Origin of the sequence: Patulibacter defluvii (genome assembly GCF_034096925.1) — a bacterium.
Lineage (GTDB): Bacteria > Actinomycetota > Thermoleophilia > Solirubrobacterales > Solirubrobacteraceae > Patulibacter > Patulibacter defluvii.
Map to the genome: position 1 here is coordinate 98,217 of NZ_JAWZSQ010000009.1, position 16,101 is coordinate 114,317.

Genomic DNA, 16,101 nt, shown 5'->3' on the forward strand with positions numbered 1-16,101 from the left:
CGTTCTGCGGCCTCTTCGTAGAAGCTCGCAGGAGTCCCGCGGCGCTCGCGCCGACTGGGTGCGGCGTCGTACAGGTCGTTCTGCGGCCTCTTCGTAGAAGCCTGATGCGCGCGACGGATGCCACCGCGGCCTCGGCCACGTCGTACAGGTCGTTCTGCGGCCTCTTCGTAGAAGCACGAAGACCCTGACCTCGGTGTCCGGGTCCAGGCGTGGTCGTACAGGTCGTTCTGCGGCCTCTTCGCAGAAGCGACAGGCCCGCCGGTACCTCGCCCAGGCGATGGACCGCGGTCGTACAGGTCGTTCTGCGGCCTCTTCGTAGAAGCCCCGTCCGCGACCACGGCGCGGTCGGCTGCATGCGGCTGGTCGTACAGGTCGTTCTGCGGCCTCTTCGTAGAAGCAGCCAGAACCCCGAGCGGCTCTCGGCGGCGACGTGGTCGTACAGGTCGTTCTGCGACCTATTCGTAGAAGCAGGACCTCGTCGAGCGACCACTCGACCCAGACCCCGTCGTACAGGTCGTTCTGCGACCGCTTCGTAGAAGCTTCCTGGACCCGCAGGCAGAGGCGATCCAGCGGGCGTCGTACAGGTCGCGTCGCGGCCTCTTCGTAGAAGTGCCCGCGTGGTCATGCCCCGCCCGGCAGAGGCCGGCGGTCGTTCAGGCCTCCGCTCTTCGCACAGGCAGGTCACCGCTCGCCGCACCCAGCGCCACCCGCGCCCCGAGCCGCCCCGACGAACTGCACCGCCCGACAACAACGTCGATGCAGCGACCGAGTCCTGCCCACCCCAGTCACCGAACGCGACCGGGGTGGGAACAGGTCGGGATTTCGCGGCCGCGCGTCCGTCCCCGCCTCCGCCGCCCGCCCGCCCGCCGCGTCAGCAGGAACAGCAGCAGCGGCCGGTCGGCCTTGGCGCCGTTGCAGCGCTGGCAGGCGGCGACGACGTTGATCCAGCCGTGGGCGGAGCCGATCCCGCGGGTCGAGCGCGAGCGCGGCTCGACGTGGTCGATCGTCCGCGCCGTCCCGGTCCGCGCGCCGCAGTAGGCGCAGGGGTCGGCCCGCAGCAGCCGCAGCCAGGCGTCGTAGTGGCGCTCCCCGTCGAGGCGCAGGGGCCGGCCGCTCGGCATTCCGACGCCGAGCGGCGTGCCCGCGTCCTCGCGCAGGAAGCGGTCGAGGGTCGTCATGGTTCCGGGCCTTCCGGTCCGGGTGGTCAGGGCGCCCGCCGCCGGACCGCGGGTCCCCGGGATTCGGGGCCGCAGCCAGGGCGACGGGCCTTCTTCGCGTGACGAGCGCGGCCCGGTCGGTCGGGTCCCGGGGCGGCGCACCGCCCCGGGACCCGGCGCTCAGAGCCGCTCGCGCCAGGTGATCGCCGACTCGGCGACCCGGCGCAGCGCGGTGCGGAGGGCGTGCGGGTTCGCGTTCCGCCGGGCGGTCGTCAGCTCGGCCAGCGCCTCGGCCAGGACGACCGGCCCCGCCGGACCGGTCGTCCGGAGCTGGGACAGCTCGTCCGGCGTCAGCCGCCGCGCCTCGCCGTGGACCGCCGCGACCGTCTCGCGCAGGGCGCGCTCGGCCTCGGTGGCCCGCCGCTCGGCCGCCGCCGCGTCACGGCGGGCGCGCGCGGCCTCGGCCAGCGCGTCCCGGACCGCGACCGCCGCGGCCGCCGACGCCGGGGCCGGACGCTCGCCCGACCCCGCCTGTCGCACGGCACGCGCCGTCCGCGAGGCCCGCTCGGCCTCGGCCCGCGCCGCCCGCAGCAGCTCGTCGAGCGCGGACGTCTCCGCCCGGGCCTCGTCCAGCTGTGCGCGCAGCTCGCGCCGCTCGCCGCGCAGGCTCGTGACGCTCGCCTCGGCCCGCTCGAGCCGGGACGCCAGCCGCTTGGCCGCCGTCCGCGCCTCGGTCGCGTCGGAGCGCGCCGCCTCGGCCTGGCGCGCCGTCCGCCGGACGGCACGCTCGGCCCGCAGGACGTTCGCGTCCTCGGCGATCCGCTCACGGGCGAGACGCGCGCTCGCCTGGCGGCGGGCGGCGTCGCGCTCGTCGGCCAGCGTCCGCGCGCGCTCCTGCGCCCGCGTCAGCCGGTCCTCCAGCGCGCCCGCACGCCGTTCGGCGTCGCGTGCCTCCGCCAGCGCGGCGTCGAGCAGCACCCGGACCTCCGGCGGCATCTGCAGCCGGTCGGCCTGGGCGGGATCGACGTCGCTCCGGCGCCGCGGTCCCGGCTTGGCCGGCTCGAAGCCCGCCGCCCGGATCGCCGCGGCCAGCGAGCCGCCGAACGGCCGCTTCGCGGCGTTCAGCGACGGCCACGCCGACCCGTCGGCCCGACCGTCGCGGTAGCGCTCGACGCGCCACATCTGGCCGGACCACTTCGCGGACGAGGGGTTCCAGTCGGCCGCCCGGGGCGGCTCGTCGTATGTGGCGACCCATTCCTGGATCGCGTTGATGATTGAGTCGCGGGTCCATGCTGCCCGTCGCCGCTCGGCGTGTTGCCGGTCGACTTGGGCCGTGGCCCCCGCGAACGTCGCGGGAGCCATCTGCATGACCTCCCGCTAGCTGCCGGTACGCGTGATCGTGAACCGGTGCTCGCCGTTCGCGCGAGCCTTCATGTCCCGCGGCCGCGCATGCAGCGGCTGCCCAACGCCGGCGAAGGCGTGGGAGGCGCGCACGGGGCTGAGCCAGGTCGAGAACATGGTTCGATCAACCTAGAGGGCGCGACGGCGGATCGCAACCCGGTTTCGGGCAACGGGCCCGAAGGGTTCGAATCCTTTCTCCCCGATGCGACGTTCCGGTCCCTCAGCGACCGGAACGTCACATCCGGGCGGCGCGCCCCAGCCCCCGCCCCGCCCCCGTCCTACGCCACCTTCTCGCGCTCGGCGGCGGCCGCCTCGCGCAGGGCCTGGAAGGCCACGACCTGGCCGCCGGCGCCCCAGCTGCCCTCGGCGATCTCGCGGCAGAGGACCCAGACCCGCAGCGCCTCGGCCTCGGGGATCCCGGCCGCCTCGCGGATCGCGGTCGTCGCCTCGGCCACCAGCTCCTGGCGCCGGCGGTCGGAGAGCGCGCCCTCGGGCGTCGTCACCAGCAGCCGGAAGGTCGGCGCCGCCACCGGTCGACCGGCCGCGATCACGTGCTCGGCCGGCAGCTCGTGGACGTAGAGCCAGGTGACGTTGCGGAAGAACTCGCTGTCGGGCGCCCGCTCGGCCCGCAGCAGGATCGTCGTCAGCTCGTCGGCGAGCCGCGCTCGCGCGTCGTCGTCGAGCGCGCCCTGCGGGTAGGTGAGGTCCATGATCGGCATCGCGATGCTCCTCGGATCGGCGACCGCCCCGATGACGGTCGACGTGGCGCGGACCGTACTATGCAGAGCGTCATAGTACAACCGGCCGGGGCGGGCTCGAACCGCCCCGCCGCTCCCGATCGCCCGTCGCGCCGGCCACCGGCGCCCGCCATGCTCGGCCCATGATCGAGATCCCGATCACCGTCCGTGGCGACGTCGACGAGCGGGCCGTGCGCCAGCTCGAGCGGTGCGCGCAGGCCGGCGACGCGATCGCCGGGGTGCTGTGCGCCGACGGCCACGTCGGCTACTCGCAGCCGATCGGCGGCGCGATCGCCTACCCCGACCACATCTCGCCCTCCGGCGTCGGCTACGACATCGGCTGCGGCAACAAGGCCGTCCGGACCGACGTGCGGACCGACGACCTGCTGCCGATCCTGCCCAAGATCATGGACGAGGTCTTCGCGCGGATCTCCTTCGGGATGGGCCGCAAGAACGACGAGCCGGTCGACCACCCGGTGCTCGACCAGATCGCGCAGGCAGATTTCCGGCCGCAGCGGTCGCTCGTGCAGTCGGCCCGCAACCAGCTCGGCACCGTCGGCGCCGGCAACCACTACGTCGACCTGTTCGCGGGCGACGACGGGTTCGCCTGGGTCGGGGTCCACTTCGGCTCGCGCGGGTTCGGGCACAAGACGGCCTCCGGCTTCCTGTCGATGGCGGCCGGCGGCTCCTTCAAGGACCGCTCGCCGGACGGGGAGATGGACGCGCCGCCGACCCTCTTCGCCGTCGACTCCGAGATCGGCCAGGCCTACATCGCCGCGATGGAGCTGGCCGGTGCCTACGCCTACGCCGGCCGCGACGTCGTCGTCGACAAGGTCCTGGAGATCCTCGGCGCCCGCAGCACCCACGAGGTCCACAACCACCACAACTACGCCTGGCGCGAGCGCCACCACGGCGTCGACGCCTGGGTCGTCCGCAAGGGCTGCACCCCGGCGTTCCCGGGCCAGGAGGGGTTCGTCGGCGCCACGATGGGCGAGCCGTCGGTGATCCTCCGCGGCCGCGAGGGCGCGGCGACCGACCAGCTGCTGGCCTCGACCGTCCACGGGGCGGGACGGGTGATGTCGCGGACCCAGGCCGCCGGCCGGATGGCCAACCGGATGGAGTGCTCGTCGCGGGACTGCCCGTTCTGGGTCTCGATCGGCCAGTTCCGCGACGCGCGCGAGCGGGCCGGGCTGACCCAGAACGACCGCTTCACGCTCTGCCGCGACCACCCGGACGGCCGGATGGTCAAGCGGCGCGGACGGGTGAAGACCGGGGCGATCGACTTCGCCGCGGTCCAGGCCGAGCTGTCGGGTGGCGGGATCGAGCTGCGCGGCGGCGCGGCCGACGAGGCCCCGGCGGCCTACAAGCGACTCGACCACGTGCTGGCCGCCCACGCCGACACGATCGAGGTCCTCCACCGGCTGACGCCGATCGGGGTCGCGATGGCGCCGGCGGACACGGTCGACCCGTTCAAGGACTGAGCCTGGACCGTTCGCGAAATCGAGCACCATCCGGCGGTCCCGCGGGTCTATCGTCGCGGACGGTGGCGAGCGTCCCCTCGCCCCGGCCGACCGGCCCGCCGCCCCGGCGTGGGGCGGCGCGCTCCGGCCTCCCGTCCCCCCACCAGGAGACCCCCATGTCCCACGTTCCCGCCGCCGGCGCCCCGCCGGTCGGTCGCCCGCGGGCGCGCTCGCTCCGGGCCCTGCTCGCGCTGGCGCTCGCCGCGCTCGCGTCGGGCGTCGCCGCCGGCTCGGCGTCGGCCGCCGCCGCGATTCCCTGCTCGCCCTCGGGTGGCAAGTTCAACTGCCAGTTCTACCCCGCCGGCAACGGCATCACCGCCGGCGCGCCGGTCCTCAACCCCGCCGGCGAGCGGATCGGCTACCTCAACGAGGGCACCAACTGGGTGATCTGCCAGCAGGCCGGTCGCTCCGAGCGCTCCGGCGCCTACTACAACAAGTGGTGGGCCTTCACCCAGGCCAACAACCAGAAGTGGGGCTGGGTGAACGCCGTCTGGGCCAAGGGCGGCGACAACGACGGCGTCTTCGGCGGCGTCCCCAACTGCAACGGCTCGAAGGGCAACGCGCCCGGCGGCGGCTCGCCGCCCGGTCCCGGCACCCCGCCCCCGCCGCCGCAGCCGTCGACCTGCGGCAGCGCTCCCGGCGCCGGCGACAGCGTCACCCGCTGGGCCCCGGTCGTCCGCTGCGTGCTCGGGATGCTCGGCCAGCCGCAGTCCGACGCGATGGTGAACAACGTCTTCATCATCATCCGCCACGAGTCCGGCGGGAATCCGAACGCGATCAACAACTGGGACTCCAACGCCCAGAAGGGCCAGCCGTCCCAGGGGCTGATGCAGGTGATCCCGTCGACCTTCCAGTGGCGCCGGTCGACCAACCTGCCGAACGCGATCAAGGACCCGGCGGCGAACATCTTCGCCGGGCTCAACTACGGGATCCGCCGCTACGGCTCGGTGGTGAACATCCCCGGCGTCGCCTCGGTGCTCGCCGGTGGCCGCTACAAGCCCTACGCCGCCGCCCAGCTCAAGGGCGCCGCGACGGCGACCCGCTGCCGGACGACCCGCAGCGGCCGGCTGCGGCTGGCGGTCAACGGGTCGGGCCAGAAGTGCGCCCAGGCCCGCAAGGCCGCCGCCCGGCTCGACCGCCAGGGCGCGATCCGCCAGGCGAAGGCGGCCGCCTCCGACCTGGTCGTGAGGGCCGGCAAGGACAGCTGGCTCTGCACGGTCGACCCGACCCGCCACGGCAAGGCCCTGCGGGCCGTGTCCTGCCAGTCGGGCAAGCGCACCCTCTGGTGGTCGGCCACGAAGGCCAAGGCCCGCCGCCGCTGATTCCCCACCCGCGGTCGCGGTCGGCCCGCGCCGGCCGTGACCGCACCCCCACCACCATGCGCCCCCGCACGCCCCTTCTCGCCGCCGCGACCCTGCTCGCGCTCGTCGGCCCCTCCGCCGCCCACGCGATCGTCGGCGGCGAGGTCGCTCCGCGCGGCTTCGCCCCCGCCACCGCCAAGCTCTCGACCGGCGAGCAGGTCTGCAGCGGCGCGCTGCTGACCCCGCGGCTGATCCTGACCGCCGCCCACTGCTTCGAGGAGGACCAGGCGGAGCCGGCCGAGGTCGCCCGCCGGACCAGCGTCGTGATCGGCAACCCCAACCGCAGCCGCCGCCTCCAGCAGCGGCGCGGGATCGGCGTCCAGTTCGGCCCCGCCGACGCCAACGGGCGGGCCGACGTGGCGATCCTGACCCTCGACCGGACCAGCGCCCAGCCGCTGGCCGCGATCGCCCCCTCCGACCAGATCCCGGCCCTGGTCGCGCCTGGCGCCCGGCTGCTCTTGAGCGGCTTCGGCGCCACCCTCTCGCCGCCGCCCGGTCCCGACGGCAGCGCCCCCGAGCTGCACGCCAGCAAGCTGCTGAAGCGGGCCGCGCTGGCCGGCGCCGGCTGCCCGGCCGACGTCGCGGTCGACGGCCGCCGCTCGGCCTTCCAGAGCTGCGCGGTGCCGTCGCCGATCCCCGGCATCGAGCGGGCCGAGACCGGCAACGCCTGCTCCGGCGACAGCGGCGCCCCGGTCTTCGCCTGGACCCCGTCGCTGGGGCTGCTGACCCAGGTCGCGGTCGTCTCCGGCGGGGTCGGCGCCGACCAGTGCTCGCAGACGAACACCAGCGTCCTGACCCCCCTGACCGGCCCGGTGATCGACTGGGTGCGGGCGGCCCAGAACGCGCCCGAGCCGCCCCAGGGCCGCCCGCCGCGCAGCTGTCCGCAGCGGCGCTCGGCCGCCCGCCGCGCCCGCGCCGCGGTCCGCCGGGCCCGTCACCGCCACGGCCGCGCGGGCCGTCGCGCGCTGCGCCGCGCCGAGGCCCGCCAGCGGGTCGCCGACGCCGCCGTCTACCGCTCCTGCTGACCGTCTTCCCCCGTCCCATCCCCATCCCCCCACCAGGAGGAACCACCGATGCCTGAGATCCAGGCCCGCGGCCCGAACGCCGCGCTCCGTCCGAGCGTGAGGATCGTCCTGCTCGCGCTCGTCCTCGCCGTCGCCACCGCGCTCGCCGTCGTCCCGCGGGCGAGCGCCGCGCCGGCCCAGATCCCCTGCTCCCCGATCGCCGGCGGCAAGTTCAGCTGCCAGTGGTGGGTGGCCGGCAACGGCCAGACCGGCGGATCGCCCGTCCTCAACCCGGCCGGCAGCCGGATCGGCTACCTGCACAAGGGCGCCAACTGGGTGATCTGCCAGCAGCGCGGTCGCCGCGAGAGCTCCGGCCCGTACTGGAACACGTGGTGGGCGTTCACGCTCGCCGACAACAACAAGTGGGGCTGGGTCAACGGCGTCAGCGCCAGCGGCGGCGACAACGACGGCAGCTTCGCCGGCGTGCCCGACTGCAACGGCGCGAAGGGCAGCCCGCCCGGGGCCGGCGGAACCCCGCCGCCGCCTCCCCCGCCTCCGCCGCCGCCGTCGGGCGACGCGCGGACCCAGGCGGCCGAGCGGGCCGTCGCGTGGGCGGAGAGCAAGATCGGCACCCGCCAGTGCGGCGGCGAGCAGCCGGGCTGGAACCGCACCTTCGGCTTCAACTGCTGCGTCGCCTGGTGCGGGATCTTCGCCTACACCGCGCTCAACCAGGGCGGCTTCGCCCTCAACCGGGCCCGGATGGCCTACACGGAGAACATCTACACCGACGCCCTGACCGGGGCCAACGGCCTCTCGGTGATCCCCAAGGACCAGGCCCGCCGCGGCGACATGATCCTCTTCTACTGGGGCGGCAGCGGCCGCCGGGTCCAGCACGTCGGCCTGGTCCGCGGGCGCGGGCCGCAGGGGCAGATCATGACCGTCGAGGGCAACACCGACTCGCCGAGCCACGTCGGTGCCCACACGTTCGCGCTCAACTACCGGCCGATCGTGGCGATCGTGCGGGTCGGCAACGTCCGCGCCGGAGCCGGCGGCCTGCGGCCCTACGCGGCCAAGGACTCGCGGCTGCGGAGGAAGCTCGACCGCAAGTACGGGCTCCGCAAGGGCCAGAAGCCGCGCGACCGCGGCGTCGGCCAGAAGGCGGCCAAGAAGAAGAAGGCCAAGCGCGCGTCGCATCGTGCGCTGACGGTCTGATCCGGCGCGGGCCGGGGAGGGTACGGTCGCGTCATGACCGCCCTCCCCGACCTCTCCGACCTGCGCGCGCTGTTCCTCAACTGCACGCTCAAGCGCTCGCCCGAGCCCTCCCACACCCAGGGCCTGATCGACGCCAGCCGCCGGATCATGGACGCCCACGGGGTGACCACCGAGGTCGTGCGGCTGATCGACCGCGACGTCGCCACCGGCGTCTGGCCCGACATGACCGAGCACGGCTGGGCGACCGACGAGTGGCCGCAGATCTACGCCCAGGTCGAGGCAGCCGACGTGCTGGTGCTGGCCGGGCCGATCTGGCTGGGCGACAACAGCTCGGTGATGAAGCGGGCGATCGAACGGCTCTACTCCTGCTCGCACCTGCTCAACGCCGCAGGGCAGTACGCCACCTACGGCAAGGTCGGCGGCTGCCTGATCACCGGCAACGAGGACGGGATCAAGCACTGCGCGCAGAACGTCCTCTACTCGCTCCAGCACGTCGGCTTCACGATCCCGCCGCAGGCCGACGCCGGCTGGATCGGCCCCGCCGGCCCCGGTCCCAGCTACCTGGATCCGGGCTCGGGCGGGCCGGAGAACGACTTCACGAACCGCAACACCACCTTCATGACCTGGAACCTGCTGCACCTGGCGCGGCTGCTGAAGGACGCCGGCGGGATCCCGGCCCACGGCAACCAGCGGAGCGCCTGGGACGCCGGCGAGCGGTTCGACTGGGAGAACCCGGAGTACCGCCGCTGAGGCCGTCCGTCGCGTCGCCGCCACTGCTCCCTCTAGCCTTCGGCCTCATGGAGCACGCCTTCCGCGCGGCCCCCGGGCGCACGCCCTTCTCGATCGGGATCGAGGAGGAGCTGATGATCGTCGATCCCGAGGGCTACGGCCTGGTCTCCGCCGTCGAATCGCTGCTCGGCGAAGCGCCGGTCGGCGAAGTCAAGCCGGAGCTGATGGAATCGGTGCTGGAGATCGCCACCGACCCGACCCGTAACACCGCGGAGGCCGGCGAGCAGCTGCGGTCGCTGCGGTCGCACGTCGCCGCCCGCGCCGCCGAGAACGGACTGACGATCGGCTCGGCCGGCACCCATCCGTTCGCGCTCTGGGAGGACCAGCGGATCGCCGCCCGCGACCGCTATCGCGACCTCGTCCGCGAGCTGCGCTTCGTCGCCCGCCAGGAGCTGCTGTTCGGGCTCCACGTGCACGTCGGGATCGACGACCCGGACCAGGCGATCCACGTCGCCGACGGGATGCGGGTCCACCTGCCGATCCTGCTGGCGCTGAGCGCGAACTCGCCCTTCTGGCGCGGGGACCGGACCGGGCTGGCGTCGACGCGGACGCCGATCTTCCGCGCCTTCCCGCGGATCGGGGTGCCGATCGCCTACGGCAGCTGGGACCGCTACGAGCGCGAGGTCGAGTTCATGATGCGGTCGGGGGTGATGAGCGACCCGACCTACGTCTGGCACGACGTCCGCCCGCAGCCGAAGTTCGGTACCGTGGAGGTGCGGGTCTGCGACGGTCAGACCCGGGTCGACCACACGCTGGCGCTGGCCGCGCTGATCCAGGCGATGGTCCACGAGCTGGCCGCCCACCACGACGAGGGCACGGCGCTCGGCGACTACCCGTGGCAGGTGCTCGACGAGAACAAGTACCTGGCCGCGATCCACGGTCTGGAGGGCGAGCTGGTCGACCTGCCGTCGAGCGACCGGGTGGCGACCCGCGAGCTGGCGCGGCGGCTGCTCGACCGGCTTCGCGAGCACGCCCAGCAGCTCGGGTCGGAGGACGCGTTCGACTGCGTCGCCGACATCATCGAGCGCGGCACCGGAGCCGACCGCCAGGTGCTGATCTACGACACCAACCGCGACCTGCGCGAGGTGATGGCGGAGATCGTGACCACCACGGTCGGCCGCTGAAGCGGGTGGCGGTTGGCGCCCCGCCGCTCGATGCGCGATCGTTGCGGGCATGAGCAGCGACCTGACGGGCCGGCCCGACGCCAAGGGCACCTCCGCCCGCGACGAGCGGACCACCGGCCTCTACGTCGTCGGGGCGATGGCGGCCCTGATGTGGGTCGTCGAGATCATCGACACGATCGCCGACCACCGGCTGGACGAGTACGGGATCCGGCCGCGGGCGGTCGACGGGCTCGACGGGATCCTCTTCAGCCCCTTCCTCCACGGCAGCTTCGGCCACCTGATCGGCAACACCATCCCGTTCCTGATCCTCGGCGCGGTGATCGCGCTGAGCGGAGCGATGCGGGTGGTGCTGGTGACGGTGATCGTGGGCCTGGTGGCGGGGATCGGGACCTGGCTGACCGCGCCGTCGAACTCGCTGACCGTCGGCGCCAGCGGGGTCGTGCTGGGCTACGCCACCTACCTGCTGGCGCGCGGGATCTTCAGCCGCCGGCTGCTGGAGATCGCCGTCGGCGTGGTCGTGGCGGTGGTCTGGGGCGGCTCGTTCCTGTTCAGCCTGATCCCGCGGCCGGGGGTCTCGTGGCAGGCGCACCTGTTCGGGGCGATCGGCGGCGTCGTGGCCGCCTGGCTGCTGACCCAGCAGCGCGAGCGCAAGCCCGCGGCCTAGTCGTCGCGGGGGTCGGCGGTCAGGGCGGCCTCGAGCGCCTGGTCGATCGGGTCCTCGCCCGCGACCAGCGACAGGATCCGGCCGCCGGTGCGGTGGTCGTGGAGGACGGCGGCCAGGACCGCGGCGACGTCGTCGCGCGAGACGGGGCCGCGGGGCACGCGCCGGGCCAGGCGGACGCGGCCGCTGCCGGGGTCGTCGGTCAGGACGCCGGGGCGGAGCACGGTCCACTGCCGGTCGCTGTCCATGACGGCGCGGTCGGCGGCGGCCTTGGCCCGCAGGTAGACGCTGAAGACGTCGTCGTCCTGGGGCGGGTCCTCGGTCCCCATCGAGCTGACGATCACGTAGCCGGGAACGCGGGCCGAGATCGCCGCCTCGAGCAGCAGCAGCGCGCCGTCGCGGTCCATGGTGGCCTTGCGCTCGGCGCCGCTGCCGGGCCCGGCGCCGGCGGCGAAGACCACGCTGTCGGCGCCCTCGATCGCCAGCGCGACCTCGTGGACGGCGGCGGACTCCAGGTCGCAGAGGGTCGGGTCGGCCCCGTCGGCGCGGACGTCGGCGGCGTGGTCGGGGTTGCGGATCAGCCCGCGGACGCTGTCGCCGCGCGCGACGAGCAGCCGGGTGAGGCGACGGGCGATCTGGCCGTGAGCTCCCGCGATGGCGATGTCCATGGACCGACGCTAGCGGGTGGCGGCGGCGGGCTCTAACGTGCCGGCGATGCGTCCGGGCGGTCAGCGCAGCGACCAGTGGTGGTGCCAGCTGATCGTCGGCCACGGTGCGGGGGCGGTCCGCCAGCGGGCGGCCGCGGCGGAGCGGACGCCGTGGGGCTGGATGCTGACCACCCCGGCGGTTCCCAGGGTGTGGGCGGTCAACCGCGCGCAGGTGGTTCCGCGAGCGGGCGACCTGGCGGCGGACGAGGTGGTGGCGGGGATCGACGCCGCGCACCGGGCGGCGGGGCTGGCCCACCGGGCGGTCGACCTGCGCTCGCTGGCCGACGCCGAGCGGATGCAGGAGGCGCTGGTGGCGGCCGACCTGGTGCCGCTGTCGCTGGAGGTCCTGACCGTCGACCCGGTCGAACTGCGGGAGCGGACGGCCGTGGCGCCGGCGGCCGAGCCCGCGGTGACGGTCGCCGCCGAGCCGGCCGAGGCGGCGATCCCGGTCCGCGCGACGGCGGCCGGCGACGGCGACGAGGAGGAGCGGCGCCAGGTCACGGCCCAGTGGAGCCTGGCCCCCGCCCGCCACGTCACCCACCTGCTGGCCCGCGACGCCGACGGCCAGCCGCTCGGCGGGGTGGTCGTCCACCTGGCCAGCCTCCACGTCGAGGTCGACGACCTGGTGACCGCCGCCGGCCACCGCGGCCGCGGCGTCGGCACCGCCCTGCTCGCCGCGGTCGCCGAGCTGGCCGTGGCCCGCGACGTCGGCCGCGTCGGCCTGCTCGCCGACCCCGCCGATCGCCCGGCGGCCTGGTACCGGCGGCTGGGTTTCCTGCCGGTCGGGCGGACGGTGCAGGCGATTCGGCCGTAGGGATTTGGGTGCGGCGGCCGCCGGATGTGACGTTCCGGTCTGCCGGTGACCGGAACGTGGCATCGGGCCGGGAGGGCCGTGCGCTCCGCCGCCCACCGTCACCTTCCGGACGCCCGCCGACCGAAACGTCACACCGGGCGCGCCGGCCCCGCCCCCTCTCCCCTTACTGCCCCTCCGCGAAGGCGGCGCGGCTCGCCGGCGGCGCTGCCGACGATCCCACCGACCAGCAGCGGTGACCGCGACCGGCCAGCCGCGGCCCTCACCCAGGCAGGTCACCCGCAGGTCGCACCGGCGAGGCAGCACCGGCCCGCCGACCGCCCCCCTCAGTCCCGCAGCGGCGCTCCGCCCTGCGGCAGCCCCTGGCCGTAGCGCTGCCAGTCGAGCAGGGTGACGTTCTCGCGGGCGGTGCGGCCGGCGAGGTCCTCGTCGTCGCGGAACATCCGCTTCAGACGCCGCAGGCCCTCGGCCGGGCGGGTGGCCAGGACGCTCGCCAGCTCGGCCGCCGCGGCCTCGGCGTCGGCCTCGGGCACGACCCGCTCGGCGAGGCCGATCCGGGCCGCCTCCTCGGCGCCGACCACGCGGCCGCTGTAGATCAGCTCCTTGGCCCGGGCCAGGCCGACCAGGGGCACCAGCCGCGCCGGACCGACCGGGACGCCGAGCTTGGCGCCGGCCCAGGCGAGCTTGAGGTTGTCGCCCGCCACGCGCAGGTCACAGGCGGCCACCAGCTCGACCCCCGCCCCGACGACGTTGCCCACGCAGACGGCGATCGTCGGCATCGGCAGGTCGACGACCGCCTGGTACATGCGGGCGAAGCGCTCCATGCGGGCGATCCCGCCCTCGCGGTCCAGCTCCTCGGCCACGTCGGCGCCGGCGCAGAGGGCGCGGGTCGAGGTGGTCGAGAACACCACCACCCGCAGCTCGGGATCGGCGGCCAGCTCGGCCAGCACCGCCAGCAGCTCGTCGAGCGTCGCGGTGTCCATCGCGTTGCGGCGATCGGGGCGGTTCAGCCGCACGACCTCCACCCCGTCGACGTTGCGGGTGCGCTCGAGACCGGTCATCGCCGCTGGGTTCTATACGATTGCCGCCTATGCGCCTGCGCCGCCTGATGCTGCTGCTCGCGACGACCGTCGCGACCCTCTCGGTCACCACCGCCACCGCGTTCGCGGGGATCGACAGCGGTCAAGGGACCATCGGCGAGAACAACGACCTGCAGGTCACGCTCTTCGGCTTCGCCGTGATCATCGGGATCCCGGCCTTCGCGCTGGTCATGACCCTGCTGCAGGGCCGGCTCGACAAGCGCAAGTACGCCAAGCTCGCCGCCGAGAAGGCGCGGGCGGCCACGCGCGACAAGCGTCTCGGCTGGTAGCGGGCGGCGCGGCGCGCCCGTGGACGCGTCGCATCTCGCCACCTGGTTCGCTCCACCCGCAGCCGCAGCCACCCGCTAGGGCTGCTCGATCCGCAGCAGCTCGCGGGCGCTGAGCAGCCAGACCACGTCGCCCTCGGCCACGATCAGGCCCTTCGTCGGACCGCCGACCGGGACCGGCCGGCCGAGCACGCGGCCGCTCTTGGCGTCGATCCGGGTCAGCGTGCGGTCGCGCTGGTTGACCACCCAGACGATCCCGTCGCCGTCGATCGCCACCCCGCTCGGGTCGCGGCCGACCCGCACCGGCCGTCCCGCCGGCTTCCCGCTGAGACCGTCGACGCGCACCACCGTGCCCTCGGCGAAGCTGGTGATCCAGGCCCGACCGCGGCCGTCGACGGCCATCTCGGGCACCACCAGGCCCGCGTCCTTGACCGGCGCGTCGCCCCGCCGCCGCAGCCGGTCGTCGAACCGGACCACCGTCGGCGGGATCGAGCCCAGCGCCAGCACCCCGGTGGCGACCTCGACCAGGTCGTTGGGGCGGACCGGTCCGCGCGCCGTCGCCAGCCGCCGGCCGCTGGTCGCGCTGAAGGTCGCCAGCGACGCCCCGCCCCGCTGCTGGGCGCTCATCGCCGTCACCGCGTCGGGCCGCACCGCCAGGTACTGGGCCGGGAACCCGACCCGCAGCGTCAGCACGCGCTTCCCGGTCCCGGTGTCGTAGGCCAGCAGCCGCCGGTCGGCGGTCGCGATCCAGAGCCGGTCCCGGTAGTCGTCGTGGAGGACGGTGATCGGCGCCGACGGCAGCTTCAGCCGCTGGCTGACCTGGCGGGTGGCGTCGTCGATCAGCAGCAGCCGGCGGTTGCGCCCGTCGATCACGTAGGCCTGCCCCGACCGCGCCGCGACCCCGTTCGGGAACGCCCGCTCGCCGAGCGCGATCCGCTCGATCCGCGGCGCCGGCAGGGTCGCCGCCGGTGGCCGCTTCGGCGCCGTCGGCTGGTCGCCGCTCGACGCCCCGAGCGCTCCGCCGCCGGCCAGCGCCGTCGCCGCCACCGCCAGCAGCGCCCGCCGTCGGGTCGCCGTCGCCAGCGCCGGCAGCTGCGTCGCCCGCCGGACCAGCGTCCGCCCGGTCCCGCCGCTACCGCCGTCCGGCCCACCGCCGCCCGCCGCCCCGGCGCCCACGGCCGCCCCGGCCCCACCGCCCGCGCCCGCCTCGCGCGCCCACGTGTCCCCCGGCCCTGGCGGCGACCCGGTCGTCACCGCCAGCCCCAGCACGTCCTCGACCGGGACCGCCGGCGGCCGCAGCGTGCCGATCCCGGTCGCGGTGATCGTCGGCCCCGTGCCCGCCGCCTCGCCGTCCCCGGTGCCCATCCCGGCCTCGCGCAGCGCCGCCCGCGCGGCCGCCACCAGCGCGGTCGCCGACGCCGGCCGCGCCGCCGGGTCCTTCGCCATCCCCGCGATCACCGCCTGGGCCAGCGCCGCGGGCAGCTCGGGCCGCAGCTCGCGCAGATCGGGCGGCGGCGCGTGCTGGTGCGCCCACAGCACCGCCAGGTCGTTGTCGCGGACGAACGGCTTGCGGCCGCTCAGGACGGTGAACAGCACCCCGGCCAGGGCGTAGACGTCGACCGCCGGCCCGCCCCCGCCCTCCAGCTGCTCCGGAGCCGCGAAGTCGAGCGTCCCGAGCCCGTGCCCGGTCGCCGTCCGTCCGTCGCGCGAGTCCAGCCAGCGGCCGGCGCCGAAGTCGCTCAGCCAGGCGTGGTCGCGCCCGTCGCGCGGCTCCAGCAGCACGTTGGCCGGCTTCACGTCGCGGTGGACGAGGCCGCTGGCGTGGGCCGCGTCGAGCGCCGACGCCAGCTGCTCGACCACGGCCAGCGCGGTCGTGGGCGGCAGCGGGCCCAGCCTCCGCAGCGCCGCCGACAGGTCCGTCCCCTCGACCCAGCGCATCGCCAGGTACAGCTGGCCGTCGCGCTCGTCGGCCTCGTGGACCGGGATCACGTGCGGGTGCTCGAGCGCCGCCAGCAGCCGCGCCTCGCGCACGAAGCGGGCCCGGAACGCCGGGTCGTCGGCCAGCGCCGGCGCGATCACCTTCAGCGCCACCGGCCGGTCGAGCGTCAGCTGGGTCGCCCGGTAGACGATCCCCATCCCGCCGCGGCCGGCGACCGCGTCGATCCGGTAGGCCCCGATCCGGGCGCCGACCGCCAGCTCGCCGCTCATGGCGCGGACCGCCCCGGGTGGGGGCGTAGAAGGGACGGTGGGG

At 75.2% G+C, this 16,101-nt stretch carries 15 protein-coding genes, 1 pseudogene and 1 CRISPR repeat array (1 of these 17 cut by a window edge); of the genes and pseudogenes, 9 read left to right on the forward strand and 7 right to left on the reverse strand.

The window, feature by feature from the left end:
• A CRISPR array of direct repeats spans positions 1 to 611; the repeat unit is 36 nt; unit sequence GTCGTACAGGTCGTTCTGCGGCCTCTTCGTAGAAGC; it begins 1,471 nt to the left of the window's first position.
• Between the two features lie 282 nt (positions 612 to 893).
• From SH587_RS24650 to SH587_RS11655, 4 genes and pseudogenes are all read right to left on the reverse strand, one after another.
• Positions 894 to 1,043: pseudogene (locus SH587_RS24650) on the reverse strand (HNH endonuclease); the annotation flags it as partial.
• Positions 1,044 to 1,337: 294 nt separating this feature from the next.
• Positions 1,338 to 2,339, reverse strand: a complete 1,002-nt coding sequence (locus SH587_RS11645; RefSeq protein ID WP_320670782.1) for a coiled-coil domain-containing protein — start codon at positions 2,337 to 2,339, stop codon at positions 1,338 to 1,340.
• 195 nt (positions 2,340 to 2,534) lie between these two features.
• Complete coding sequence (locus SH587_RS11650; RefSeq protein WP_320670783.1) at positions 2,535 to 2,675, reverse strand: hypothetical protein; 141 nt, start codon at positions 2,673 to 2,675, stop codon at positions 2,535 to 2,537.
• A 161-nt stretch (positions 2,676 to 2,836) separates the two neighbouring features.
• Entirely contained in the window at positions 2,837 to 3,277 is a 441-nt protein-coding gene (locus SH587_RS11655) for a tautomerase family protein (protein WP_320670784.1), read from the reverse strand.
• 161 nt (positions 3,278 to 3,438) lie between these two features.
• Here SH587_RS11655 and SH587_RS11660 point away from each other — a divergent pair, with 161 nt between their 5' ends.
• The 7 genes from SH587_RS11660 (at position 3,439) to SH587_RS11690 (ending at position 10,969) form a co-directional block, all read left to right on the forward strand.
• On the forward strand, positions 3,439 to 4,776 hold the full coding sequence (locus tag SH587_RS11660) for an RtcB family protein (RefSeq protein WP_320670785.1): 1,338 nt from the start codon (positions 3,439 to 3,441) through the stop codon (positions 4,774 to 4,776).
• A 155-nt stretch (positions 4,777 to 4,931) separates the two neighbouring features.
• Positions 4,932 to 6,137 carry a transglycosylase SLT domain-containing protein gene (locus SH587_RS11665; RefSeq protein WP_320670786.1) on the forward strand — a complete coding sequence of 402 codons (1,206 nt, stop codon included), beginning with the start codon at positions 4,932 to 4,934 and terminating at the stop codon, positions 6,135 to 6,137.
• Between the two features lie 56 nt (positions 6,138 to 6,193).
• On the forward strand, positions 6,194 to 7,201 hold the full coding sequence (locus SH587_RS11670) for a trypsin-like serine protease (RefSeq protein ID WP_320670787.1): 1,008 nt from the start codon (positions 6,194 to 6,196) through the stop codon (positions 7,199 to 7,201).
• Positions 7,202 to 7,249: 48 nt separating this feature from the next.
• Complete coding sequence (locus SH587_RS11675; RefSeq protein WP_320670788.1) at positions 7,250 to 8,392, forward strand: C40 family peptidase; 1,143 nt, start codon at positions 7,250 to 7,252, stop codon at positions 8,390 to 8,392.
• Between the two features lie 33 nt (positions 8,393 to 8,425).
• Complete coding sequence (locus SH587_RS11680; protein WP_320670789.1) at positions 8,426 to 9,142, forward strand: flavodoxin family protein; 717 nt, start codon at positions 8,426 to 8,428, stop codon at positions 9,140 to 9,142.
• A 47-nt stretch (positions 9,143 to 9,189) separates the two neighbouring features.
• Positions 9,190 to 10,305, forward strand: coding sequence for a carboxylate-amine ligase (locus SH587_RS11685; RefSeq protein WP_320670790.1), 1,116 nt, complete (start codon positions 9,190 to 9,192; stop codon positions 10,303 to 10,305).
• A gap of 49 nt (positions 10,306 to 10,354) precedes the next feature.
• The gene (locus tag SH587_RS11690) at positions 10,355 to 10,969 is read left to right on the forward strand and encodes a rhomboid family intramembrane serine protease (protein WP_320670791.1); all 615 of its coding nucleotides are present in this window, start codon (positions 10,355 to 10,357) and stop codon (positions 10,967 to 10,969) included.
• On the opposite strand, the gene SH587_RS11695 is transcribed toward SH587_RS11690, so the two are convergent.
• Positions 10,966 to 11,634 carry an SDR family oxidoreductase gene (locus tag SH587_RS11695; protein ID WP_320670792.1) on the reverse strand — a complete coding sequence of 223 codons (669 nt, stop codon included), beginning with the start codon at positions 11,632 to 11,634 and terminating at the stop codon, positions 10,966 to 10,968. The two genes, SH587_RS11690 and SH587_RS11695, sit on opposite strands and share 4 nt — an antisense overlap.
• 46 nt (positions 11,635 to 11,680) lie before the next feature.
• Here SH587_RS11695 and SH587_RS11700 point away from each other — a divergent pair, with 46 nt between their 5' ends.
• Entirely contained in the window at positions 11,681 to 12,487 is an 807-nt protein-coding gene (locus SH587_RS11700) for a GNAT family N-acetyltransferase (RefSeq protein ID WP_320670793.1), read from the forward strand.
• 323 nt (positions 12,488 to 12,810) lie between these two features.
• Here the strand turns inward: SH587_RS11700 and SH587_RS11705 are convergent, their stop codons facing one another.
• Complete coding sequence (locus SH587_RS11705) at positions 12,811 to 13,545, reverse strand: enoyl-CoA hydratase/isomerase family protein (protein WP_320670794.1); 735 nt, start codon at positions 13,543 to 13,545, stop codon at positions 12,811 to 12,813.
• 29 nt (positions 13,546 to 13,574) lie between these two features.
• Between SH587_RS11705 and SH587_RS11710 the strand changes: the two genes are divergently transcribed.
• Entirely contained in the window at positions 13,575 to 13,853 is a 279-nt protein-coding gene (locus SH587_RS11710; protein ID WP_320670795.1) for a hypothetical protein, read from the forward strand.
• A gap of 75 nt (positions 13,854 to 13,928) precedes the next feature.
• Here SH587_RS11710 and SH587_RS11715 read toward each other — a convergent pair whose 3' ends face one another.
• The gene (locus tag SH587_RS11715) at positions 13,929 to 16,058 is read right to left on the reverse strand and encodes a protein kinase domain-containing protein (RefSeq protein WP_320670796.1); all 2,130 of its coding nucleotides are present in this window, start codon (positions 16,056 to 16,058) and stop codon (positions 13,929 to 13,931) included.
• Between the last annotated feature and the right edge of the window lie 43 nt (positions 16,059 to 16,101).